The sequence below is a fragment of the Comamonas sp. Y33R10-2 genome, assembly GCF_019355935.1.
Classification (GTDB): Bacteria; Pseudomonadota; Gammaproteobacteria; order Burkholderiales; family Burkholderiaceae_C; genus Comamonas.
On the sequence record NZ_CP079925.1, the window covers coordinates 3,661,351 to 3,684,211 of the forward strand.

Consider the following 22,861-nt stretch of genomic DNA (forward strand, 5'->3'; position numbering starts at 1 on the left):
AATCATGCGTTTTTGGGAGAAGCAGCGCGAGGCCCGGCGCAGCACGCGCTGGCTGCTGCTGGTGTTTGGGCTGTGTGTGCTGGCCGTGGTGGCATCCGTTCACCTAGGGTTGGCGCTGGCTTGGTGGCTGGGAGCTATGATTTTTGGCGGCTGGGATTACCCCACAGGCTTTACCGCTGTGAATGTCGGCGTGACCTTGCTGCTGGTGCTGGGCGGCAGCTGGATTGAACTCGATCAGCTGCGTCACGGCGGGCGTCAACTGGCGGTGCGCGTGGGCGCGCGTGAAGTGCGCCCCGGCGGGTCGCTGGCCGAGCAGCAGCTTTGCAATATCGTCGATGAAATGTGCATTGCTGCGAACTGGCCTGCGCCGCAGGTCACGGTGCTGGCGCGCACTGAAGCCATTAACGCTTTTGCGGCAGGCTGGGATGCGCAAGACGCCATCATCGCCGTAACGCAAGGCGCGTTAGAGCAGCTCAATCGCGAAGAAATGCAGGGGCTGGTGGCGCATGAGCTGTCTCATCTGCGCGAAGGCGATACGCGGCTGAACATGCAGCTGGCCAGCATGGTTTATGGGCTGGAGCTGATTCACAATTTTGGCCAAAGCCTGCGCGAGCGCGACAGCATTTTTACGCAGTGGTTTGGGGCTTTTATTCAGGCCGCAGGCTTTGTGGGCTGGCTGTGTGGTCAGTTGCTCAAGGCCGCTGTTTCGCGCCAGCGTGAATATCTGGCCGATGCCCGCGCCGTGCAATGGACGCGCAGCAAAGACGGTTTGGGCGGCGTTCTGCGCAAGGTGCTAACCCAGCGTGCAATAGCGCAGCAGCAATACGGCAGCTGGCAGGCCGATGTGCGCAGCCATGTGGGGCTGGATCACCGCACCGTGCAGCACATGCTGCTGACCGAAACCCCACATGCCAGCCGGCTTGAAGACTGGCTCGAATCACACCCCACGGTGCCAGAGCGCATACGCCGCATCTATGGCCGGGACATGCGGCCCCTGCCTTTGCCTTTCAATACCGTCCCGCAGGGGCGTTAATGGTATTTAATGCCTGAAGTCCAATCAATGAAAGGACGTGGCGCTATCAAAAAAGATATGTTTAGGCGTTAAAACAGCTTGCGCTTACCCGGCTGCAGCAGCACAACCAAAGCGCCTGCACCTCCGTCCGCCGGGCGGGCTTGCACAAAGGCCAAAACTTCTTTTTTTTGCACCAGCCAGCTATGCACCTTGCCCTTGAGCACGGGCGTGCGCCCCGGCGATCCAAGCCCTTTGCCATGCACCACGCGCACGCAGCGCACGCCGGTGCGGTGCGACAGGCGAATGAACTGGCCCAGCGCCTCGCGGGCCTCATCAGACCTAAGGCCGTGCAGGTCTAGCTGGCGCTGAATACTCCAGTGGCCGCCGCGCAGTTTGCGGGTGACATCAAGCCCAATACCCCTGCGGCGAAAACTCAGCTGATCATCCACGTCGAGCAAGGTGCTCACGTCAAACTCGTCGCTCATGGCTTCGCGCAGCACGCTTTGCTCGTCAAGCACCAGTTGCAGCGGCAAGGGGGAAGGCGGAGGCTCTTGAAAACTGACTTCGTTGCGCTCGCGCAGCGGCGTAATTTTCCCGACGGTGATGGCAAACAGATTGCGCTCACGCTCGCGCGCTGCTTTGGCCTCGGCCTTGGCTTGAGCTAGCGCTTGGGCTTGCTCACGGGCCAGCTTGAGGTGGCGCGAGACGCCGGCCAAGTCTTGCAAAGAGCGGTGGGCGTGGTTCATACCTGCCCCTCTTCGGCCATGGAGTGGGCAGCGCCAGGCGCCACGATGATGTGATCGAGCACGCGCACATCCACCAGTGCCAGTGCAGCCTTGAGCGTGGCAGTCAGAGACAGATCAGCAGGGCTGGGTAGCACGCTGCCGCTGGGGTGGTTGTGGGCCAAGATGACGGCGCCGGCCTGATGGTGCAGGGCGCGCAGCACGACTTCTCTGGGATAAACCGAGGTTTGCGTCAAAGTTCCGCGAAACATTTCTTCTAAAGCCAGCAAGCGGTTCTGACTGTCTAAAAACAGCACGGCAAACACTTCATGGCCTTTGGCTGCAATGTGCAGCTGCAGATAGTGTTTGACGGCTTCGGGTGATGAAAAAACTTCTCGCTCGCGCAGCTGCTGAGCCGTGGCGCGGCGGGCTAGCTCCAGCACGGCCATCAGCTCGGCGCGCTTGGCGGGGCCAAGGCCTTTGACGCTGCCCAGCGCCTTGTAATCGGCAGCCAGCAGGCCTGCTAAGCCGCCAGCGCCGGGCAGCTCCAGCAGCTCTTGCGCCATTTTCAGCACGGTCTTGCCGGCCATGCCAGTGCGCAAGATGATGGCAAGCAACTCCGCATCAGCCAGCGCAGCAGGGCCCCGCTGCGCGAGCTTTTCGCGCGGCTGTGCATCCGGTGGCAGGTCTTTGATGGGCATGTGTTTAGCGCGGGCTTGGGCTGGCTTGGGAAGCTGGGGCGTGAGGTCTTAGAGGCGAAATCTTAGAGGGGAGAGCGCAATCTCAACGCAGCAGCGAAGAGGTTATCGGTGCGCTCTTACAATGAAGCCCAGTTTATCGGGACTTTCATGACCACAAGCGCAACCCCCACCGTCGCTGCCTCGGACCTGCCCGTTGTGCAGGCAGGCTCTTTTCTCACGCTGCATTACCGCCTGGCCGGTCCTGCGGGCGATGTGATCAACACCTTCAACGAAAAGCCTGCGACGCTGTCGCTGGGTGCGGGTGAGCTGTCTCCTGCCATGGAAGACAAGCTGATCGGCCTGACTGAAGGCACGCACACCACCTTTGAGCTGGCTGCTGGCGAGGCTTTTGGCGAAGGCAACCCGGACATGATGCAGTGGGTAGCCCGCAAGCTGATGAACGAGCTGGGTGACCCTTACGAGAAGTACAGCGCTGGCGATGTGGTGCAGTTCCCCACGCCTGACGGCTTGGGCAGCTACGCTGGTGCCGTGGTGCAGGTGCGTGAAGATGGCGCCGTGCTTTTTGACTTCAACCACCCGCTGGCAGGCCAGCCCGTGACGTTTGAAGTGAAGTTGATCGGAGTGCTCTGACGTGCTGGGCGGCAAAGAAGTTCTGCTGGCTGAACCACGCGGCTTTTGCGCCGGTGTGGACCGCGCCATCGAAATCGTTGAGCGTGCGCTCACCAAGTTCGGTGCGCCCATTTATGTGCGCCACGAGATCGTGCACAACACCTTTGTGGTCAACGACCTCAAGGCCAAAGGCGCTATCTTTATTGAAGAACTGGACGATGTGCCTGAAGGCGCGACGCTGATTTTCTCGGCGCATGGCGTCTCCAAAGCCGTGCAGCAAGAGGCGGTGCGCCGCGGCTTTTCCATCTTTGATGCGACTTGCCCGCTGGTCACCAAGGTACACGTCGAAGTCGCCAAGCTGGCCAAGGAAGGCTACGAATTTCTGATGGTGGGCCACAAAGGTCACCCAGAAGTCGAAGGCACCATGGGCCAATTGTCCGAAGGCATTCATCTGGTTGAAGATGAAGCGGACGTAGCCACAGTGGCTCCGCGCCAGACTGAAAAACTGGCCGTGGTGACGCAGACTACTTTGTCGGTCGATGATGCTGCAGGCATCGTGGCGGCTATTCGTGCGCGTTTTCCGAATGTGCGTGAGCCCAAGCAGCAAGACATTTGCTACGCCACACAAAACCGCCAAGATGCCGTGAAGATTCTCGCGCCACAGGTGGATTTGGTGATCGTTGTGGGCAGCCCCACCAGCTCTAACAGCAACCGCTTGCGTGAATTGGCGGCCCGACTGGGTACGCCTGCCTATATGGTGGACAACGCCAGTGAGCTTAAAGAAGAGTGGTTTGCTGATACCTCCCGCGTGGGCCTGACTGCGGGTGCCTCGGCTCCTGAAGTGCTGGTCAATGACGTCATCGCCCGTATCAAACTGCTGGGCGCTGTGGCTGTGCGCAAGATGGACGGTATTGAAGAGACCATCAAATTCCCGCTGCCCAAGGGCCTGAAGATCGACGAGGCTACGGGCCTTGAGATCGAAGTGCGTAAGGCGCCCGAGACCGGACACTAAGCCGTCGTTACACGATTGCTTTGTATTTCATAGCGCCTTGCGCTGGCTATCTGCAGGTTTGAGGTGATTTTCATCCAGAACTCTATGAATAGCTGGCACAGGGCGCTTTGCTTTTGATAGCAAACCCTCGCAAGCCCCTGAGCGCAAGCCGGGCGTGGCCAGTCGCTCTAAAATCTCAACCTATGCTCGACATTCAACTTCTCCGCAAAGATCTGGACTCGGTCGTCGCCCGACTGCAGACCCGCAAGAACCCCCAAGCCTTCCTGAACGTGGAAGCCTTCACGGCACTGGAATCTGAACGCAAGTCCATCCAGACGCGCACGGAGGAGCTGCAGTCCAAGCGCAACCAGCTGTCCAAGCAAATCGGCATGCTGATGGGCAAGGGCGAAAAAGACGCCGCCGAAGCCGCCAAGGCTGAAGTCGCCGCCATGAAGAGCGAGCTGGAGCAGTCTGCTGCACGCCTCGATCAAATCCAGACCGAGCTGCAAGCCATGCTGGTGGCCGTGCCCAACCTGCCGCACGAGTCCGTGCCCGTAGGTGCAGACGAAGAAGGTAATGTGGAAGTACGCCGCTTTGGCACGCCCAAGACCTTTGACTTTGAAGTCAAGGATCACGTGGACTTGGGCGCGCCCTTGGGTCTGGACTTTGAAGCCGGCATCAAGCTCACCGGCTCGCGCTTTACCGTCATGCAAGGCCAAATCGCCCGCCTACACCGCGCGCTGGCCCAGTTCATGCTGGACCTGCAGACTGAAGAGCACGGGTATACCGAATGCTATGTGCCCTATATCGTCAACAGCGACTCGCTCAAAGGCACGGGCCAGCTGCCCAAGTTTGAAGGCGATCTGTTCGCGGCCAACAAGGGTGGTCAAGACGCTGAGCCTGTGCCAGACACCTCTGCTCTGTACCTCATCCCGACAGCTGAAGTGCCGCTCACAAACCTAGTGCGCGATGAAGTGCTGGCTGAAGACCGCCTGCCTATCAAGCTCACAGCGCACAGCCCATGCTTCCGCTCCGAAGCCGGCTCTGGCGGGCGCGACACGCGCGGTCTGATCCGTCAGCACCAGTTCGACAAGGTCGAGATGGTGCAGATCGTTCACCCAGAAAAAAGCTACGAAGCGCTGGAAGAAATGACGGGCCACGCCGAAGCCGTGCTGCAAAAACTGGGCTTGCCTTACCGCGTGATGAGCCTGTGCACCGGCGATATGGGCTTTGGCGCTGCCAAGACTTATGACTTGGAAGTATGGGTACCTGCGCAAGGTACCTACCGTGAAATCAGCTCGGTCAGCAACTGCGAAGCCTTTCAGTCCCGCCGCATGCAGGCCCGCTTCAAGAACGCGCAAGGCAAGAACGAACTGGTTCACACCCTGAACGGCTCCGGCCTGGCCGTGGGCCGCACACTAGTCGCTGTGCTGGAGAATAACCAGAACCCCGATGGCTCCATCACCGTGCCCGAAGCTCTTGTTTCGTACATGGGCGGTAAAACTTTGCTGAAGGCCTAAATTTTTAGGTTAGAATAGATGCTTCGACACAGGAGAGGTGGCAGAGTGGTCGAATGTACCTGACTCGAAATCAGGCGTACGTGCAAACGTACCGTGGGTTCGAATCCCACCCTCTCCGCCAATCGCTCTAAGTCCTTGTTTTTAAAGGATTTATAGCAGAAACGGCTTCAAGAAGGTATACCAAAAGGTGTATTAGTCTTGAAGCCTTTTCTATTTTCTAAGCGCCAACGTCACTACGTTAGATTCTTTGTTCCTACTGCGCTTCAGGAACACCTAGGCAAAAAATACCTGTTCTTTCCTTTGGGCACCGGAGCAGGGCACGAGGTGAGGCTCAAAGCCCATCAAATCGCCTACAACCTCACGAATACTTGTAATCAATTGCTAGAAAATCTAGCAATGAACAAGCCACGCCAAGACTTCGATTTGTCCAACATCCGAACCTATGAGATAGACCTCAAAAATGGCTACCTCAAAACGGATGGCACACCCGAAGACCACCAAAGAGCCATAGAGGCCCTAAATACTCTCAAAGGGTTACAGGGGCTACAAGCACCCCAACCAGCCACACAAGCGCCAGAAACACCCCTTAAAACGGCTTCTAGGGGTATCAAGGTTGCGGAACTGGTAGAGCAATACTTCAAATTAAAGAAGCAACTCAAACCAGCAACCGCCATTGCCTATGGCAACGTGGCAAAAGAGTTTGCTCAATACATACGTAAGCAACACGTTGCAGACATTACGGAAAGCGATGTATTGCGCTATCAAAATTGGCTTGCTGAAAAAGGCAATGCAACAAGAACCATAGATAATAAACTTATCAATCTGCACGCATTGTTTAAGTTTGCTATCCAGCAAAAGCATTACGAAGGTGAGAACCCTGCTGCTAACAAAGCATTGATGACAAAGAAGCAAAGGCTTAAAGAAGGCTATGGCATCTTTGAACGTGAAGAAATAGAAGCAATCTTTAATAGCGACTTTATGAAAGTTGCAAAAGAAAAAGATAAAGATTACTTTTATACATTGTTCATCACATTGTTCACAGGTATGCGGATCGGTGAAGTTACAAGCCTAGAAAAGAACCAATTTAAAACATCAGAAAACGGAACGCATTACATTCACATTCGTGATAGTAAAACACTTGCAGGACAGCGAGAAGTTCCAATTTTTAAAAAGTTCTATTACTTCATTAAGCCTTTTATTGATAGCAAGGAAGACAAGATTTTTAAGTATGAAGCAAAAGATGGTAAAGGCTCAGGAAATGCAGTAGGAAAGAAGTTTCCGAGGCATTTAAAAGCAGCAGGTGTTACACGTCAAAAATTAGTTTTTCATAGTCTGCGCAAGTTCGTAAACAATGAAATGAAAAGATTTAGCGTTGATGTTGAAGCGCGTTGCCAACTTTTAGGACACGAGTTTGATAACGTAAATTCTAATATTTATTCTAATGAATTTACAATTGAATATTTAGAAGAAGCAACACAAGAGACTTTTAAAAGTATCTATGAACTCAGCAAGAAACATATAACTATTGATTTTTGAAAACTTGACAAGAAATTAAATATTGCTACTATAAAGAAATAAAGACAGCCGAAAACTGTCTTTATAAAGCAAGTTTGATAACGCAACTATCAAAACTAACTGTTAAATAAAGATTAGCAGAACAGTTTTTAAAAGTCAAGAATATATAGAGCACGTTATCAAATTTGATGACGTGTTTTTTATTGTCCAAAAAGTTTTTAAGCATTGTTCTAGGTAAAAATAAATGCCAATCTTATATTTAAGCGTCTGAAATCACGGTTCGGTATAAGTTAAATTAAGTTGCAAGAATGAGATACTGGCAAAGCAATAAGGGAAGACTAAAGCAAAACCCCGCTAGTTTGGAATGAAGTCCAAGAATTTGTCGAGTTGATACGCTTCATTAAGTTATCAATGCCTTTCAGTCATACGGGCGTAAGAAATTACAAACATAGAAGACAGAAAAAGGTAAAGTCCCACCAAAGTTTTTTAACTGCGGTAAGGGAGACTTTGCCTTTAATCTCCAAGCGTAAGTGCGGAGATTGAAGGCAATAATACAGAATACAAAGATAGATAAATATTAGCGTAAGCAATGTATTAGTTAACAACAAAATAATAAGAAATAAAAAATTGAACAGAGCAGTATAAAACTATGAGTGAAGAATGAACGAATAGATTTTATATCTCTCTGTTGTCCTGCTGACCAAGCAGTCCCCCGGAGGGGCGGAGGGGAGAAAACCGCGCGTATACGTGTGTATGTGTGAATACGCAGGCACATACACAAGCACAATACACAGATATAAGAATAAAACAGCAAGTAGTCAAATTAAGCCAAATAACGCCATAAATTTGAAAAATTATTGTCTAGGTGGGTAAATTATCAACTTGGGTATAAATAAGCGCTTAAATGTCTTTAAATTGTTCTTGTTCATCTTTTAGAACGACAAGGCGTTATCCTTAGATAGCCGAACAGTGCGTAAGCACCCATAGCGGAGCGAAAAAAATAACCATATTAAAAGTGTTACTTTTACGTTGGAAGAAAACACAACAAAAAAGAAATAAAGAAGGTTTTCGGCTGTTTAGGGGGGGAGTTACTTTCACGACTTTGGAAGTGGAAGTAACCCCCCAGACCTCCGCTTAGGAGGTCTTCAACTCGCAGAGTTGATACAGAAAATTTTCTAATAGAAAATTTTTTGAAATAACTTATAAACTAATCAAGGCTATGTCAAAAGAAACATCAAAGTAAATTGCTTTGACTATTGCAATGAAACATCAAAGTAAATTTCAAGGTAAATTGCTTTGACTATTTTAATGAAACATCAAAGTAAATTTCAAAGTAAATTGCTTTGACTATCTCAATGAAATATCAAAGTAAATCTCAATCTAAATTGTTTTGACAATCTCATTGAAGCATCAAAAAAACATCCTAATTCTTATACACACTTGCAATTTACTGACGTAAATCGCGATGGTTTTTTGTCTTTAACTCTTGCTAATGCTGGTTGTTTTTCAAAGTTGGTTGAAATTTTTTAAAAATTAAAACCAAGTTTTAAGTTCTTTGAAAGTCTTGTAAATATTGAATAAACTTGGTTTCAACTTCCAAGTTAATACTAATTAAAGATGAATTAAATAGATTAGAAAGAAAAATATAGATGTGAATTTTTTGAGTGGTTCGCAAAAATTCACGAAAATTCATAAGCGAACCACTTGTCCAATAAAAGTATTGGAAACATTGAATAGTTCACTTTTGAACCATGAACCACCACCTAAAGAGTAAAAAACTCTAATGTGGGGTGATTGCTCTACACCCCATTTCTTTGGAAATATTGGTTCCATTCATTCATACATTCTTGAGCCAATGCAAAACAACACTCCTCTCCTCGCTCAGTTTCAATTGTTGCTTTATCAAGGCGAGCCATACTGTGGCTTTTATCTTCCGGCATAGAGACTGAGATGGTGCTAGTAATTTGAAAAATTCCTATTTCTGAATTACTTCTTCTTCTTGTAAGAGTTTTATGCTTTAGACGATTACATATATCAGCACATATCCTTAATGCTGGGGTGTCTTTAATAAAATTTTCTACATCGCTGAATGAAGAGCATTCTGGAGAGTTTTTGACCCAGTCTTTTAGGTGGTAGCAAATTTCAAAGAATGAAAATAATTCAAACTCGACGTTTCCACCATATTCTAAAGATACTCCTTCTCTAATAAAACGGAGTTTGCTGAATTGATATTGAAGCCTTGCTCTCTGGTATCTCAAAATGCCTCCTAATAAAAAAAACCGATAATCCTACAATCATCCTCTATAGCTGGATAACTTGCACAGGCTTACACATTTTTGTGTCGTAAGCAATTGGGAGGCGAATAAATCGCCGTTTTTGAGTGTGGTTCCTGTCAGCGACGTAGGGTAACTAGCAAACAAGAGCAGCAAGACACTTGCGCACTTCGTTTGCCTGCTCGCTCATTTTTTTGATGAACAAAAAAACAAACGACCTTTGTTTACTCTTGTATCTTATGTCTTATATAAGATATATGATTTTATGGAGAATAAGAATTATTCAAATAAATGTAGGCAAAATTCCTAAGATTTTTGGTGTTCTACCAAAAGTTCTACCAATTTTTGGCATACAATAGCGTCTTCAACAGCGGCAAGTCCTTGTTTTAACAAGCCTTCTTGTTGGGTATGACATCTGTCCCACCCTCTCCGCCAAATGCGGCTGTAGCTCAGTTGGATAGAGTACTTGGCTACGAACCAAGGGGTCGTGGGTTCAATTCCTGCCAGCCGCACCAAACGTTAAATCCCAGAGTAGAAATGCTCTGGGATTTTTTCGTTTTTCTGTTCAGTTTTTACTTGGCTTTTTTGTATGGAGCATGTGCTGCAACCCACACTTTGCATATGAGCAAGGCATGTAATCAAAAAATCGTCGCTTAATTGACCTCCTGAAGGTGGAGATCGATGTTTTTGAAAAACGGTTTCTAAAAATATATTAGAATAGATAGCTTAGCGGCTGTAGCTCAGTTGGATAGAGTACTTGGCTACGAACCAAGGGGTCGTGGGTTCAATTCCTGCCAGCCGCACCAAACGACAAGCCTCAGAATTTTCTAGTTCTGAGGCTTTTTCGTTGGGATACTGCTTTCGGTAGTTTTAGCTTTTCCGGCCACATCGATGTATTTTTAAGAAAACTTCGGGTTTTTACTAGGTTGGCTTAAAAATCCGAATAGAATAGATGGCTTAGCGGCTGTAGCTCAGTTGGATAGAGTACTTGGCTACGAACCAAGGGGTCGTGGGTTCAATTCCTGCCAGCCGCACCAAACGACAAGCCTCAGAACTGAAAAGTTCTGAGGCTTTTTCGTTTGTACTCTTGCTTGGTGCATTGCGCTGAGCGTTACCTGATCTGTGTGAAGATTGCAGCCTATGAGCAAGGCTTTCACTAAAGAATCAGATGCCGACGAGGATGACGACGTTGGTGGCTTACCGCCGTTGCCCTCTGGCGGCAAAAATTACATCACCCCTCAAGGCTATTTGCGGATCAAGACAGAGCTGCTTGATCTGATTGATAACAAGCGTCCAAAAGTTGTGGAGATCGTGCACTGGGCGGCCAGCAATGGGGACCGTTCTGAAAATGGCGATTATCTTTACGGCAAAAAACGTTTGCGTGAGATTGATAGGCGTATTCGTTTTTTGACCAAACGGCTGGAAATCGCGGAGGTGGTTGATCCCGCTGTGCATGTGGGCAGTGATCAGGTCTTTTTTGGCGCAACGGTGACTTATGTGGATGACGAGGGTGTGGAGCGCACTATCACCATCATGGGCATTGATGAGGCGGAGAGCGCCAAGAATCAGGTCAGCTGGATTGCACCTGTCTCACGTGCTTTGCTTAAGTCGCGTGTCGGTGATGAGGTGGCTTTGCCTACGCCAGCCGGTGTGCGCATGCTAGAGGTGCTGGAAGTGAGCTACCCAAAGCCCATCGATCAATCTTGAACGAGTGAAACAGCAAAAAGCGCGGCTTCTTCATGAAAACCGCGCTTTTATTTTGTGAGCTGCTTGTCCTCGTTATTTATAGATTTCAGCTGCTTTTGTAGATAAAGCCTAGAAATATAGAAGAGTAGCTGCTATCAGTTTTTAGCTCAGTTGGCTGCCTGCAGGCGCTGCAGAAGTTCCAGTGTGGGGTAGCCATCAGCCACTAGGCCTTGACTTTGCTGGTACTGGCGCAGACCTGCTCTGGTGGCAGGGCCCATGACGCCGTCGGCAGAACCAGTGGCAAAGCCGAGCTGGGTGAGGGCGGTTTGCATGGACTTGGTTTGCTCGCGTGTCAGCGCATTCAAATCTCGTGGCCAATCGGCAACTACGCCGCCATTGCCCGCGAGTTGTGACGACAGAACGCTAACGCCTAGCGCATAGTTAGTGGAGTTGTTGTAGCGCAGGATGGCGCGGAAGTTTTTACCCACCATGAAGGCTGGGCCGCGAGCGCCTGCTGGGGCAATGATGCTGGCGCCTGTCATGTCTGGTAGTGCTTGGCCGTTAATGCTCTGCACGCCTTCAGCGGCCCATGAACTGCTGTTTTGGCGAATCGAAATTTCGGTGCGAGCGTAATCAAAGCTGCTGGGTAAGCGTACTTCTGCGCTCCAAGGCTCGCTAGCCGTCCAGCCTGAGCTGGCCAGGTAGTTGGCAGTGGAGGCGGCAACATCTGCCATCGAGCCCCAGATATCGCGGCGGCCATCGCCATCGGCATCTACGGCATATTGCAGAAAGACCGATGGCAAAAACTGCGTGTTGCCCATTGCGCCAGCCCATGAGCCAATCATGTGGGCGGCATCAATATCGCCGTTGTCGATGATGCGCAGGGCTGCGATCAGTTCCTTTTGCGCCCATTCTGCGCGGCGGCCATCGAAGGCAAGGGTGGCCAGTGCATCGATGGCAGAAAAACTTCCAAAATTGCTGCCGTAATTGCTCTCCATGCCCCAGATCGCTGCAATCACCTGCGCTGGCACGCCATAGCGCTGGCTTGCTGCTTGCAAAGCTGTTGCGTACTCCTGCATCTTAAGTTTGCCGGTTTTGATGCGTTGTGCGGACACGGCGCTGTCCAAGTATTGCCAAGGTGTGCGGGTGAATTCAGGCTGAGAGCGATCAAGCCTGATGATGCTGGGCTGCAGCTTGGCGCTGGCCAATGCCTTTTGCAGGGTGCGATCTGAAATGCCGGCAGCGCTTGCACGCGGGGCAAATTCTTGTTTCCAGTGCGCGAAGCTGCTGGCTTGAATGGAGGCTTCTGCCTGTGCGTCGCTTTCGTTCGCGTTCGTGTTCGCGCTTGTGGTGGTGTTTGCACTCTCGCTGCTTTGCATCGCTGGGGGCTTAGGCGCCGCTTGAGGCTCCGGCTTACTGGCGCAGCCTGTCAATACAGTGGCAGCGACTGTGACCGCCAATAGGTGCGGGCGGGCTTTGAGGAGCGAGTAAGCGAAATGATGCATGAATGAGATTGTCTCCTGCAGCAGGGCTTTAGCTCGGCTTGGCGAGCGCTATCAAGGCTGCAAAATGCAACAAAATTTTCAGCCCATAAAAAAAGGCCATCAGTGGCCTTTTAATATGGAGAGTTTGCTATCAATTTTAAGCAATGATGCGGCTGGCGCGAATCACTGAGTGTAGGCGGCGCAAGTTGCGCAGCGCATTTTCGAGCTGCACATTGTTTTGTATCGAGATGACAAAGCGCAGATCCGTGGTGCCCATAGCCGCTTCATCGGTCATTTCAACGCGAACAATATCGGCTTCGGCATTTGCCAGCTCTGAGGCAACGCGAGCCAAAACGCCCTTGTTGTTTTGCACGGTGACGACAATGCCGGCTTCAAAGGCGCGGGTGATGTCTTCAGCCCAGTCCACTGAGATGAAGCGGGCCACATCTTTTTCGCGCAGCTTGATGACGTTGTTGCAGTGTGCGTGGTGTACCAACAAGCCTTGCCCGCTGAGGTAGCCCTGAATCGGATCTCCTGGCACAGGGCGGCAGCAGTGTGAGTAGTGAACTGAGCTGCTCTCGTCACCATTGAGGGTGAGGGCGCCGTGGAAAGGGCGGTTATCTGTGTTGAAGCGCTCTTGCGTAATCAGCAGGGCATCGGGGCGCACACCCTGCTTGGTCATGAAGGCGGTCATGCGCGCAGCGATCAGCGAGGCAATGCGTCGTCCCATGCCAATTTCGACCATCAGCTCGGCTGGCGTGCGGTTGCCGGTAATGCGCAAGATTTCGTCCCATACGCCTTGATTGCTCTCATCTTGCGGTGGCACGCTGTTGATGCCTTCGGCGCGCAGGGCCTGAGCCAGCAAGGTCTCACCCAACTGGCCGGCCTCGGATTGGGCTGCATTCTTAAGGTAAGAGCGAATCTTGGAGCGGGCTCGGCCTGTTTTCACAAAGCTCAGCCAAGCCGGATTGGGCGTTGACGATTCAGAGGTGATGATTTGCACCACATCGCCGCTCTTGAGCTCGGTGCGCAGCGGCACTTCTTCGTCGTTGATCTTAGCGGCCGTGGTGCGATTGCCAATCTTGCTGTGAATCGCATAAGCAAAGTCCACCACCGTGGCGCCGCGCGGCATGGCCATGATCTCGCTTTTGGGCGTGAAGACGTAGACGGCATCCGGAAAGAGGTCCACTTTGACGTGATCCCAAAACTCGTTGGCGTCGCGGGTTTCGTTCTGAATATCAAGTAGCGACTGCAGCCATTGAGTTGACAGCTGCTCAGCGTCTTTTCCTTGCTGTGCTTTGTATAGCCAGTGAGCTGCAACACCTGCTTCAGCCACGATGTTCATTTCTTCTGTGCGGATCTGAAACTCGATGTTGACGCTGGAAGGGCCGATCAGCGTTGTGTGCAGTGACTGGTAGCCATTGCTCTTAGCGATGGCAATGTAGTCTTTAAAGCGGCCCGGAAGGGGTTTGTAGTTTTGGTGCAGCACGCCCAAGGCGGTGTAGCAGTCCAAAATTTTGGGAACGATGACGCGAAAGCCGTAAATGTCAGTGACCTTGGCGAAGCTCAATTGGTTTTTGAGCATGCGCAGGTAGAGCGAGTACAAGGTGCTCTCACGACCTAGCAATCGAACCGGCAGGCCTTGCGCGCCAAAAGCTATGTTGACTTCATCTTGCACGCGCTGCACCAAATCACGACGGCGAGTGCGTGAGCGGGCAATGGCTTTTTCCAGCGTGGCATAGCGCCAAGGATGCAGGTGCTTGAAAGAAAGGTCTTGCAGCTCGCGATAGGTTTGATTCAGGCCTAAGCGATGCGCGATGGGTGCGTAAATCTCTATGGTCTCTGACGAAATGCGGCCCCACTTGCTGCGCGGCATATCGCTCATCGTGCGCATATTGTGGGTGCGGTCGGCCAGCTTGATAAGGATGACTCGCACATCGCGGGCCATAGCCAGCAGCATCTTGCGAAAGGACTCAGCTTGATTTTCTTCGCGGGTGTTGAACTGCAGTTTGTCCAGTTTGGTCAAGCCATCCACCAGTTCGGCCACATCTTCGCCAAAGCGATCTTTCAGATCTAGCTTGGTGATGCCGCAGTCTTCCATGGAGTCATGGAGCAAGGCGGCCATTAAGGCCGGTGCATCCAATTTCCAGTTGGCGCAGATGCTTGTAACGGCAATCGGGTGGGTGATGTAGGGATCGCCGCTGCTGCGCCATTGGTCGGCATGTGCTTGGTCTGCGTACAGATAAGCCTGATGTACGCGCTCAGCGCTATCAGCATCTAAGTAGCTGAGGTGCTCCATCAAACCAGCAAAAGCGGCTTGAGACACGCGCGCAGCTTGCTCAGCAGGCATGCGCAAAGGCTTGGCCGCTGCCGTAGTGGGCGGAGCTATCGTCGAGTTCTGAGCCGCTGTCATATTGCTTAAATGTAGCCGTAAGTGCAGCGTGCAATTTTATAGTTACAAAAAAGCACCGACTAGCGGTGCTTGATTGTCTATTTTTATTGCTGCGATGCAATAAATTAGCCTGGAACCTTCTTCAGCATTTCCACGCCAACTTTGCCTTCTGCGATTTCGCGCAGAGCGGTAACGCCAGCCTTGTTCTTAGTTTCAACCTTAGGCGTGTGGCCTTGGTTGAGCATACGGGCGCGGTAAGTCGCGGCCAGAACGAGTTGGAAGCGGTTAGGGATTTGCTCCAGGCTATCTTCAACAGTAATGCGTGCCATCAGGTACTCCGGGAACGGTCAGTTAGATTCAGGGATATTGAGCGACTCGAAGGTCTCGGCGCGATTGCGCCGCTGGGCCGCATATTTGAGGCGTTGCGCATGAATGATCGCTTTCAGATCAAAGAGCGCACTCTCAAACAGTTCGTTGATTATAACGAAGTCGAATTCAGCGACTTGCGCCATTTCCTCTTCGGCATTTGTCAAACGAAGTTCAATCACTTCGGGGGCGTCTTCACCACGGTTTTCCAAGCGTGCGCGCAGCTCGTCCCAGCTAGGGGGCAGAACGAAAATCAGAATGGCATTGGGAAATGCTTTTTTGACCTGCAGTGCGCCTTGGTAGTCGATTTCGAGCAGCACATCGGTGCCGGCTTGAATACGTTCTTCCAGTGACTTCTTGGCCGTGCCGTAGCGACGGTTGTGCACATTCGCCCATTCGACAAAGCCGTTATTAGCGGTCATGGCGTCGAATTCAGCGTCAGAAACGAAATAGTATTCGCGGCCATGCTTTTCTTGGCCGCGTGGAGCACGCGTGGTGTGAGAGACGGATGGATAGACGCGCGCATCGAATTCTCGCAGCGCGCGCACTAAAGAGGACTTGCCGGCGCCACTAGGGGCCGACACGACAAATAGATTACCAGGATGTTGCATGGCTGGGGCGTGACTTGGGTCGTGAATTTCGGCGTATGGGCTCGTTACGCTTTGGACTGGCTTATTCGATGTTCTGCACTTGTTCGCGCATTTGCTCGATCAGTACTTTCATGTCCACGCTGATGCGGGTCAGCTCTAGCGTGGCAGATTTGGAGCCCAGCGTATTGGCTTCGCGGTGCAGCTCCTGAATCAGGAAGTCCAAGCGCTTGCCAATTTCGCCACCTTTTTTCAGCAGACGTTCGATCTCGTCTAAGTGCGAGCTCAAGCGCGTCACTTCCTCGGCCACGTCGATGCGGATGGCGAAAGCCGTTGCTTCAGACAGGGCGCGATCCTGAGCGGCTTCAGGCGCGAGAGCACCTTCACCCAGAGCCATGGCGTCTTTCCAGCGCTCCAGAAATTTCTGGCGCTGCTGCTCAACGAGCAAAGGCACGAGGGGAACAGCTGACTTAGCCAGTTCACCTAACTGCTTGATATGGCCAAGCAGCATGGTGGCCAAGCGCTCACCTTCACGGGCACGGGCGGCCAGCAGATCGGTGAGGGCTTTTTCTGCCAGAGTGGGGGCGACTTCACTCCAATCTGTGGAGGCTGTGCTGGTGCCGCTGCAAAGGCGCACTACATCGGCAACGGATAAATCACGCGCCTTGGGTAGCCATGCTTGTATGGAATCCTGCAAAGTCACCAAGCGCTGCAACTGGGCTGCGGCTGGGATAGATAGGGATTGGTTGCTGGATACGTCGATGGCGGCGCGCACTTCAACCTTGCCGCGCTTGAGACGCGCGGTGAGCAAGGTACGCAGGGCCGGTTCAAGGGCGCGTAGCTCGTCGGGAAGGCGGAAGGATAAATCCAGAAAGCGACTGTTGACCGCTCGGATCTCAAGGCCCAGACGACTGTTGGACTGGGTCTCTTGACCACCCTCAACGGATGCGCTGTGCTGTGCGCTGGCGTATCCGGTCATGCTGTAAACTGGCATTGGGCTTTTTATGGATGCTTGCAATTATCCGATTATCCGGGTTTCGAATCATCCTTGAGGTTTACCGGTAAAAAATGTCTACAAAAACCAAGCCAGCCTCTTTACCGCCGGGCAGCACAATAGGCGGTTATAGGGTGGTGCGCAGGATTTCCTCTGGGGGGTTCGGCATTGTTTACTTGGCTCTGGATTCAGAGGGCCAGCAAGTAGCAATCAAGGAATACCTGCCTGCATCGCTTGCCACCCGCGAAGCCAATGAGCTTCAGCCCGTAGTTGCGCCAGAGAAGTTGTCTCTTTATCGCCTTGGGCTCAAGAGCTTTTTTGAGGAAGGGCGCTCGTTAGCCCAAATTTCGCACGCCTCCGTGGTGAGTGTGCTTAATTTCTTCCGTGAAAACGAAACCGTTTACATGGTGATGAATTATCTTGAAGGGGCGACCCTGCAGGAGTTCATCGTCACGGCGCGTGATCTGAAGGCCGATAAAGTGTTCAGAGAGTCGACGATTCGCTCTTTGTTTGATGAGGTGCTGCGCGGCCTGCGCATCGTGCATCAGCACAAGATGCTGCACTTGGACATCAAGCCCGCCAATATTTTTATTACCTCTGACGACAGGGCAGTTATGCTGGACTTTGGCGCGGCGCGTGAAGTGCTGTCTAAAGAAGGCAATTTCATTCGCCCCATGTATACGCCCGGTTTTGCTGCACCTGAGATGTATAGGCGTGACTCGCAGCTAGGCCCCTGGACGGACATCTACGCGATTGGCGCTTGCATTTATGCGTGCATGCAGGGCACTCCGCCCAATGAAGCGCCTCAGCGCCAAGATAAAGATCGTCTCGCTCTGGCCTTGAACAAGCTGCGCGGCGTGTACTCGGACAATTTGATCGAGGTGGTGGAGTGGTGCATGGCCATGGATCCGCTCTCGCGCCCGCAGTCGGTGTTTGCCCTGCAAAAAGAGCTCAGCCGTGAGGGCGAACGCCGTTACACCAAGCTCAGCGTGCAAGAGCGCATGCGTATGCAGTTTGACAATATGGTCCACGACGCTAAGAAGAATTTGCAAAAGATAGGCGGCTCCGAGCGTGCAGCGGAGGCTGACAACACCAATCGCAAACCATGAAATTTTCCGTATTTCAGCTCAGTCGCCGCGGAGGCCGTGCGCTCAATGAAGATCGCATGGGTTACTGCTACACGCGAGAAGCGGCTTTGTTTGTGCTGGCTGACGGCATGGGCGGACACCCGGATGGCGAGATTGCGGCGCAAATCGCTTTGCAGGCGGTGTCGCTGCATTTCCAGCAAAAGGCCAAGCCTTTGCTGGCAGACCCGAGGCTGTTTTTAGAAGAGGCTTTGCTGCTGGCTCATCGCCAGATTTTGCGATATGCCGCTGCCAAAGGAATGATGGATACGCCGCGCACTACGCTGGTCGCGGCGGTGCTGCAAGAAGGGCGCGTGACATGGATTCACTGCGGTGACTCGCGCCTGTACTGGGTGCGAGAGGGCCAGTTGGTGGAGCGCACGCGAGACCATTCGTACAGCGAAATGCGCAAGGTCTCAGGCGTACTCACGCCGGCCAATCGCAACGTGCTGTTCACCTGCCTGGGCTCGCCTTCTAAGCCGATTTTTGATGTTAGTGAGACGAAGCGACTGGAAGAGGGCGATCAGATCATGCTGTGCTCTGATGGCCTGTGGGGAAGCCTGTCCACGGCGGAAATTCTCCAGCTCATGCATGGCAAGGTCGTGGCGCACTTTGTGCCCATGCTGGTCGATTCGGCGCTCAAGCGCGCTGGTGACAGTAGTGACAATGTCACCGTACTAGCACTGGTATGGGAAACGCCTAATAATTTTGAGCCGTCTTCAATCTCCACGCTGGAGATCGACGATCTGGACTTCAAATCAACGATACAGGCCGCCGGGCCTCTCGATGAGAGCGAAGATGATCTGGATGACGAAGCGATTGAGCGATCGATTGCTGAAATCAACGACGCGATACGCCGCTCGGCAGAGCGTCAAAAGACCAAGGTATGAAGGTAAAAGCCCGCAGCGTCGGGCTTTTCTGTTCTTTGTTTTCACTACTAAATTAATAGCTTATTGTGTAGGTGCTGTATGCACCTGCTTGGATTTTTATCATGAAAATTGTGCTGGCATCCAACAACCGCGGCAAGCTCGTCGAGTTGCAGGCCATGTTTGCGTCTTTGGGTGTAGAGCTGATTGCCCAAGGCGATCTGTTTGAGGGCGAAGCGCCCGAGCCCTATGGCACGTTTGTTGAAAACGCCTTGTCCAAAGCGCGCTTTGCGTCTGAAAAAACGGGTCTGCCCGCCATTGCCGATGATGCCGGCATGTGCATCGATCATTTTGGCGGCCTGCCCGGTGTGGATACGGCGTACTACTGCACCCAGTTCGGCTACGAAAAAAGCGACGACAACAACGTGCGTGCGTTGCTGGAACAGATGCAGGGCGTAGCCAACCGCCGTGCGGCCATGGTCAGCACGCTGGTCGGTGTGCGCAACCCCAAAGACCCAGAGCCTTTGATTGCGGTGGGCCGTGTGCAAGGTTTGGTGACGACTGAGCGCCAAGGCTCGAACGGCTTTGGCTTTGATCCGGTAATGTTCATCCCCGAGGTGGGTATGACTTTTGCCCAGATGACGCTTGAGGCCAAGCACGCAAATAGCCACCGTGGCCGCTCTTCGCAGAAGATGCTGGCAATGATTGAGGAATGCTGGTTGTAAACCAGCATCACCCGTATCACCTGCTTAGGCGCTTTGCGCCTTCCCCCTCTTTCGGCGCGCTGCGCGCTATGGGAGGGGGACGATGCCCTCGCTGCGGGGCGGCCCTTGTTTGGCATCTCTTGCTAGGGGCGTGCTAGTTTTAGCAGCGTCAGTTTTGTTTGCGCTAGAAAAGCATATTTCCCCATGATTCCTATTCAGCCTCAATCATCTGAGACTGCCGAAGCTGCAGTCCAGCGCGATATTCAGCATTACATGCGCCCCGGTACGCTGCAACTGAGCAGCTTGCCGCCGTTGTCGCTGTATGTACACCTGCCCTGGTGCCTGAAAAAGTGCCCTTACTGCGACTTCAACTCGCATGGCTGGAGCAAGAACGATGCGCTGCCAGAAGATCGCTACATCGATGCGCTGATGGCCGACCTGGAAAGCGCGCTGCCGCTGATCTGGGGGCGCACGGTGCACAGCGTCTTCATGGGCGGTGGCACGCCCAGTTTGTTTTCGCCAGAGTCTATTGACAAGCTGATTGCAGGTTTGCGTGCACGGCTACGCATGGAGCCAGACTGCGAAATCACCATGGAGGCCAACCCCGGCACGTTCGAGAAAGACCGCTTCAAGGCCTTTCGCGCGGCGGGTGTGAACCGTTTGTCGATTGGTGTTCAAAGCTTTGATGACCGCTTTTTGCAGGCCGTGGGGCGCGTGCATGATGCGGCGCAGGCCAAGGCTGCTGTGCGCGAGGCGGCTGACAATTTCGAGACCTTCAATATCGACTTGATGTATGCACTGCCCGGCCAGAGCAAGGCCGATTTGCAGCGCGACGTGGATACGGCGCTGTCATTTGCGCCGCCGCACCTGTCGATTTATCACCTGACGATCGAGCCCAATACTTACTTTGCGAAGTATCCGCCGGTGATTCCTGAAGACGATACGGCTTACGACATGCTGGACTTGATTACGGCCAGCACCGGTACGGCGGGCATGAGTCGCTATGAAGTCTCGGCCTATGCCAAGCCCGGCCACCAGTGCTTTCACAACAGCAACTATTGGCAGTTTGGCGACTATTTGGGTATTGGTGCGGGCGCGCACAGCAAACTGAGCTTCGCGCACCGAATCGTGCGCCAGGTGCGCTTTCGTGATCCGAATCGCTATATGGACATGGCGCTGGCAGGCACGCCGCTTGCGCAGGACAATGAAGTCAAGCGCGCTGATCTGCCGTTTGAGTACATGCTCAACGCGCTACGCCTGCGCGGCGGCTTTGCGCTGCAGGAGTTCATGGAACGCACCGGCCTGCCCATGTCATCCATCGCCAAGGGCTTGGAAGAGGCGCAAGCCAAGGGCCTGATTAGCCGCGATATGGGCCGTGTGGTGCCTACAGAGCGCGGATTTGACTTCCTCAACGACTTGCAAGAAATGTTCTTGTAAATGTGAAGCTGCCAAGTTGCTTAGCGCGGCTAACGCAACCGAGTTAACCGGAGGTTTACGGTTAGTGCGATGCGCCAAGCCGCAGCTAGTACTTCTATACGTCAGCCATCGCGCGACGTATCAAGGCTTGTGTTGATCGGGTCTTAACCGCAGCGCAGGGCGGTGATTTTTCCCTCTGCGTTGGTGATCACGTTGAGTCGCTCTTGATTGAAGTCAGTCGTGGCAGGCTGGTTCTCGCGCAGCACGCGAACCATATAGGAGCCGGATTTTTGGCGAATATTCTCCAGCGTCGATGCCACGGTGTTATGCCCGATAAACATCTTGACCGGCTCGACATGGCAGACCTGCAGTTGGCGTACTGGCGGAGCCGATGTGCCGTTGCTGCTGGCTGAAGGTGCTAAGCTATTGCTGGCGCAGCCTGCCATCATCAATGCCATCACGCTTGCGGCAGCAGTGCTGGCCAAGCCAGAGGCAGAGTGTGTGGGGGTGGGCGCAGTGAAGGTATGACGTTTCATGCTCACACCATAGCGCGGCATTGGGCGCTGTAAAGCGGCGCTAGGCTTTCAATATGCAAGCGGGTGCAACGGCAGAGCTTGCAAAAATAATAGCTGCATGTCCTTTTAAATTAAGGACTAGAAGGTAATTTCTTAGTGATTTTTATCCCAAGCCACGCTTGCTCATGGCGCAGCAGCTTTGCCGGAAGACTGAAAAATGCTGGCGTCGATCTTGGCTGCTTTTAGCTTTCGCGCTGCTCTTTCGGCGCGTTTGCGGCTTTCAAACGGGCCGCTGCGCAGGCGGGTTACCTCCCCCTTGTTGCTGGTCATTTTTTGCGAAAGAGCAGGCAGTTTGGATTTTTGCAACTGGGCCAGCACCTGTTCAGCATTGACAGGCTCGGAATACACGCCCACATTCAAATAGAATTTTCCGGGTATCAAATCGCTTGCTGGTACTTGTACAGAAGCTGCTTGCGCTTTAACGGGTTCAGTGATCGCAGGTGCGGGCTCAGGAAGGGGTACAGGTGCAGGTACCGGTACAGGTGCAGCTACAGGCTTATTGCCTGTAACTGGCTCATCTGGGCGCGCAGGGGTGACGGTTGTGCTGAGTGCTATTGCTGAAGCAGCAGCCGCAGGCTCAGCCTGCACCAAAGGTGCTTTTGTCGGCCCAGATCCTGTGCGCTGTGGCAACAAAGCAAGGCTCGCACCGGCGATGGCCGCTGCGGGCAGGGCCAGCATTAGCAAGGCTGCAATTTTGTTTTGACTGGGGCAGGCTTGCGCTTTAAGCGCTGCATGGGCCTGCGCCATATTGGGTGCGGCGGCAATCGCTTGCAGGGTTTGCGCCCTAACCTTGCGCCAATACCAGCCGTTGCCCAGTAAACCGGGCACGGCCATGGTGACAAGCAAAAACGCAGCGCCTAGCCCCGCAGTCATGGCAGGCGGCAAAGTGCTCGCTAGGGCGGGCCCAATGCCAAACCACCAAACAAGTGCAAGCGCTGCGACGGCGGCTACGTATTGAGCAGCTTCCAGCCACAAACCGCGCAGGCAGCACCAAGCCAAGGTGAAAAAAGCAGCTGCCATATTCCAGCTAGGCAAGCTGCGATCCAGTGCGTCAAAGCGTTTGAATTGCTTGAGGTAAAAAACCTGTGAGTGTGGGCCTATGCGGCTGGCGTAGAGCTGGGGCAGTAGGCCGGGGTCTTGTTCCTCGGGCAGCTCGTCATTTTGCAGATTGCTTTGCAAAGCGTATGCGGCGGCGGCAAACGCACCGGCGATGGACGCAGGTAGCCGGCTAGGGCTGGAGTTCAACACGGGCTCTTTTCATTGTGCTTGGGCGGCAAGAGTGATTGCAGGCGTAGGCGTGTCCGAAGCGGAGGGCATGACAGAG

Annotated in this window: 20 protein-coding genes and 4 tRNA genes; 14 read left to right on the top strand and 10 right to left on the bottom strand. The window is 52.8% G+C overall.

Annotated features, from left to right (window positions below; all coding sequences use genetic code 11):
- Positions 1 to 4 precede the first annotated feature (4 nt).
- Entirely contained in the window at positions 5 to 1,033 is a 1,029-nt protein-coding gene (locus KUF54_RS16540; RefSeq protein WP_219343866.1) for a M48 family metalloprotease, read from the top strand.
- Between the two features lie 68 nt (positions 1,034 to 1,101).
- On the opposite strand, the gene KUF54_RS16545 is transcribed toward KUF54_RS16540, so the two are convergent.
- Together KUF54_RS16545 and radC are read right to left on the bottom strand one after the other, a co-directional pair.
- Positions 1,102 to 1,758: a Smr/MutS family protein gene (locus KUF54_RS16545; RefSeq protein ID WP_219343868.1), complete on the bottom strand. Its 657-nt coding sequence runs from the start codon at positions 1,756 to 1,758 to the stop codon at positions 1,102 to 1,104.
- The gene (gene radC / locus KUF54_RS16550; protein ID WP_219343870.1) at positions 1,755 to 2,435 is read right to left on the bottom strand and encodes a DNA repair protein RadC; all 681 of its coding nucleotides are present in this window, start codon (positions 2,433 to 2,435) and stop codon (positions 1,755 to 1,757) included. The genes KUF54_RS16545 and radC overlap by 4 nt, the downstream gene beginning before the upstream one ends.
- 147 nt (positions 2,436 to 2,582) lie before the next feature.
- Here radC and KUF54_RS16555 point away from each other — a divergent pair, with 147 nt between their 5' ends.
- From KUF54_RS16555 to KUF54_RS16575, 5 genes are all read left to right on the top strand, one after another.
- A complete protein-coding gene (locus KUF54_RS16555) occupies positions 2,583 to 3,065 on the top strand; it encodes a peptidylprolyl isomerase (protein ID WP_219343872.1) in 483 nt (160 codons plus the stop codon).
- 1 nt (position 3,066) lies between these two features.
- On the top strand, positions 3,067 to 4,056 hold the full coding sequence (gene ispH, locus KUF54_RS16560) for a 4-hydroxy-3-methylbut-2-enyl diphosphate reductase (RefSeq protein ID WP_219343874.1): 990 nt from the start codon (positions 3,067 to 3,069) through the stop codon (positions 4,054 to 4,056).
- Positions 4,057 to 4,238: 182 nt separating this feature from the next.
- Positions 4,239 to 5,555, top strand: a complete 1,317-nt coding sequence (serS, locus tag KUF54_RS16565) for a serine--tRNA ligase (RefSeq protein ID WP_219343876.1) — start codon at positions 4,239 to 4,241, stop codon at positions 5,553 to 5,555.
- Between the two features lie 31 nt (positions 5,556 to 5,586).
- A tRNA-Ser gene (locus KUF54_RS16570) sits at positions 5,587 to 5,676 on the top strand.
- A 77-nt stretch (positions 5,677 to 5,753) separates the two neighbouring features.
- Positions 5,754 to 7,091, top strand: a complete 1,338-nt coding sequence (locus KUF54_RS16575; protein WP_219343878.1) for a tyrosine-type recombinase/integrase — start codon at positions 5,754 to 5,756, stop codon at positions 7,089 to 7,091.
- A 1,778-nt stretch (positions 7,092 to 8,869) separates the two neighbouring features.
- Here the strand turns inward: KUF54_RS16575 and KUF54_RS16580 are convergent.
- On the bottom strand, positions 8,870 to 9,328 hold the full coding sequence (locus KUF54_RS16580; protein WP_219343880.1) for a hypothetical protein: 459 nt from the start codon (positions 9,326 to 9,328) through the stop codon (positions 8,870 to 8,872).
- A 453-nt stretch (positions 9,329 to 9,781) separates the two neighbouring features.
- Between KUF54_RS16580 and KUF54_RS16585 the strand changes: the two genes are divergently transcribed.
- The 4 genes from KUF54_RS16585 (at position 9,782) to greB (ending at position 11,050) form a co-directional block, all read left to right on the top strand.
- Positions 9,782 to 9,858 (top strand) — tRNA-Arg (locus KUF54_RS16585).
- Between the two features lie 214 nt (positions 9,859 to 10,072).
- Positions 10,073 to 10,149: transfer RNA gene (locus tag KUF54_RS16590), tRNA-Arg, on the top strand.
- A gap of 154 nt (positions 10,150 to 10,303) precedes the next feature.
- Positions 10,304 to 10,380: transfer RNA gene (locus tag KUF54_RS16595), tRNA-Arg, on the top strand.
- A gap of 103 nt (positions 10,381 to 10,483) precedes the next feature.
- Positions 10,484 to 11,050, top strand: coding sequence for a transcription elongation factor GreB (gene greB, locus KUF54_RS16600; RefSeq protein ID WP_219343882.1), 567 nt, complete (start codon positions 10,484 to 10,486; stop codon positions 11,048 to 11,050).
- 146 nt (positions 11,051 to 11,196) lie between these two features.
- On the opposite strand, the gene KUF54_RS16605 is transcribed toward greB, so the two are convergent.
- The 5 genes from KUF54_RS16605 to KUF54_RS16625 form a co-directional block, all read right to left on the bottom strand.
- Positions 11,197 to 12,534, bottom strand: coding sequence for a lytic murein transglycosylase (locus KUF54_RS16605; RefSeq protein WP_370627562.1), 1,338 nt, complete (start codon positions 12,532 to 12,534; stop codon positions 11,197 to 11,199).
- 136 nt (positions 12,535 to 12,670) lie between these two features.
- Positions 12,671 to 14,926 carry a bifunctional (p)ppGpp synthetase/guanosine-3',5'-bis(diphosphate) 3'-pyrophosphohydrolase gene (locus KUF54_RS16610; RefSeq protein WP_219343884.1) on the bottom strand — a complete coding sequence of 752 codons (2,256 nt, stop codon included), beginning with the start codon at positions 14,924 to 14,926 and terminating at the stop codon, positions 12,671 to 12,673.
- A 104-nt stretch (positions 14,927 to 15,030) separates the two neighbouring features.
- Positions 15,031 to 15,234: a DNA-directed RNA polymerase subunit omega gene (gene rpoZ / locus KUF54_RS16615; protein WP_219343886.1), complete on the bottom strand. Its 204-nt coding sequence runs from the start codon at positions 15,232 to 15,234 to the stop codon at positions 15,031 to 15,033.
- Positions 15,235 to 15,252: 18 nt separating this feature from the next.
- Positions 15,253 to 15,882, bottom strand: coding sequence for a guanylate kinase (gmk, locus tag KUF54_RS16620; RefSeq protein WP_219343888.1), 630 nt, complete (start codon positions 15,880 to 15,882; stop codon positions 15,253 to 15,255).
- A gap of 61 nt (positions 15,883 to 15,943) precedes the next feature.
- The gene (locus KUF54_RS16625; RefSeq protein ID WP_304518287.1) at positions 15,944 to 16,837 is read right to left on the bottom strand and encodes a YicC/YloC family endoribonuclease; all 894 of its coding nucleotides are present in this window, start codon (positions 16,835 to 16,837) and stop codon (positions 15,944 to 15,946) included.
- Between the two features lie 89 nt (positions 16,838 to 16,926).
- On the opposite strand from KUF54_RS16625, the gene KUF54_RS16630 reads away from it, so the two are divergent.
- The 4 genes from KUF54_RS16630 (at position 16,927) to hemW (ending at position 20,983) form a co-directional block, all read left to right on the top strand.
- Complete coding sequence (locus tag KUF54_RS16630; RefSeq protein ID WP_219343891.1) at positions 16,927 to 17,961, top strand: serine/threonine-protein kinase; 1,035 nt, start codon at positions 16,927 to 16,929, stop codon at positions 17,959 to 17,961.
- The gene (locus KUF54_RS16635) at positions 17,958 to 18,866 is read left to right on the top strand and encodes a PP2C family serine/threonine-protein phosphatase (protein ID WP_219343893.1); all 909 of its coding nucleotides are present in this window, start codon (positions 17,958 to 17,960) and stop codon (positions 18,864 to 18,866) included. The genes KUF54_RS16630 and KUF54_RS16635 overlap by 4 nt, the downstream gene beginning before the upstream one ends.
- Before the next feature lie 101 nt (positions 18,867 to 18,967).
- Positions 18,968 to 19,567 carry an RdgB/HAM1 family non-canonical purine NTP pyrophosphatase gene (gene rdgB / locus KUF54_RS16640; RefSeq protein ID WP_219343895.1) on the top strand — a complete coding sequence of 200 codons (600 nt, stop codon included), beginning with the start codon at positions 18,968 to 18,970 and terminating at the stop codon, positions 19,565 to 19,567.
- A 183-nt stretch (positions 19,568 to 19,750) separates the two neighbouring features.
- Positions 19,751 to 20,983: a radical SAM family heme chaperone HemW gene (hemW, locus tag KUF54_RS16645; protein ID WP_219343897.1), complete on the top strand. Its 1,233-nt coding sequence runs from the start codon at positions 19,751 to 19,753 to the stop codon at positions 20,981 to 20,983.
- Between the two features lie 143 nt (positions 20,984 to 21,126).
- On the opposite strand, the gene KUF54_RS16650 is transcribed toward hemW, so the two are convergent.
- Positions 21,127 to 21,498: an I78 family peptidase inhibitor gene (locus KUF54_RS16650; protein ID WP_219343898.1), complete on the bottom strand. Its 372-nt coding sequence runs from the start codon at positions 21,496 to 21,498 to the stop codon at positions 21,127 to 21,129.
- Positions 21,499 to 21,660: 162 nt separating this feature from the next.
- Complete coding sequence (locus KUF54_RS16655; RefSeq protein WP_255576182.1) at positions 21,661 to 22,782, bottom strand: SPOR domain-containing protein; 1,122 nt, start codon at positions 22,780 to 22,782, stop codon at positions 21,661 to 21,663.
- Positions 22,783 to 22,861 lie beyond the last annotated feature (79 nt).